The sequence below is a fragment of the Parendozoicomonas verongulae genome (genome assembly GCF_009711465.1).
In the GTDB taxonomy this organism is placed as follows: domain Bacteria; phylum Pseudomonadota; class Gammaproteobacteria; order Pseudomonadales; family Endozoicomonadaceae; genus Sansalvadorimonas; species Sansalvadorimonas verongulae.
Window position 1 is genome coordinate 1 of the sequence record NZ_SMME01000472.1, and the last position, 980, is coordinate 980.

The 980-nt window shown below is 52.8% G+C and carries 1 protein-coding gene; it reads right to left on the reverse strand.

Translation table 11 applies throughout. The features are described from left to right. Positions 1–138: 138 nt before the first annotated feature. Positions 139–468 carry a hypothetical protein gene (locus E1189_RS01045; RefSeq protein WP_155158263.1) on the reverse strand — a complete coding sequence of 110 codons (330 nt, stop codon included), beginning with the start codon at positions 466–468 and terminating at the stop codon, positions 139–141. Positions 469–980 lie beyond the last annotated feature (512 nt).

A 980-nucleotide genomic window follows, 5' to 3' on the forward strand; every position in this document is an offset into this window, starting at 1 on the left:
AACAGAACAACGTCCACTCATCTATATATTCACCAGTATTGCTTCTAAGGAGCAGAAGTAGTCACTGGCACTGCTGTGAGCCATCATAGCTAACCCAAAGGCCTCTATAAGGGGCCTTTGTCATATCTGAACCACCAACTAACCATAGGCTCGCCAGGCCGCATTACTGTTCTTTCTAAAGATGTCTCGGGCCACTGTAAGCAGCAGCGGGGTAATGTTCTCGCTGCCTTCGTTTATCAGCTCACTCATATCACCCGGTCTGAAAGCCTTCCCTGCTGGTGACTTTACCCCATGCACCTTGGCATAGGCGGCAACCTTAACGGTGCTGCGCGTTACCAGGTACTCGATGATCAACTTCTCTTCCGTGGTGTCTTTTGGGTTTTGCAGGGCGTCAATGATTGTCTGTATGTGCTCCTGCTCTGCTTTCAAGGCAGCTATAAGCTCAGAAAACTCGGTGTAACGCTTCATTGGGTAGCTCCGGTCACTGGTGTTGGGGGCAATCATAGTACGCGGTGAAATGATCATGACCCTTGACGCGAGGCCATACAGAGGCAGATAATCGCCCCGTAGCTGCAAAATCAGCACCCGGACTTCTCAACCCGGTAAACTATCTCAAAGGAGCACAGTCCGCTCTCCAGCGGTTTTTTTGTGCCATCATTCAGCATCTCCAGTTTATGGCAGGGCTGATAGGGCCATCTTCGGATGGGCCGGTATCCTTTGAGGCCGGTGTTGAGAACCCTGTCAGCCTTGCCGCCAATTCAGGATTCTCAACCTGGGCGGCAGGCTCCACACTCAAAGGAGTTTGCCACAGTGAACAACACTGCCGCACCTGTATACCCTCAGTCCTGCTCAAGAGCCTTGAGTAGTGCCCTGCGAGCCTTTGCGCACTTGCGCACCACCACTGCCCCGGAGTTGCGCAAGCCGCTTGTCGAGGCGTTCACACACCACACCAATTACATTGCACGTAAAACCAGCCGCAC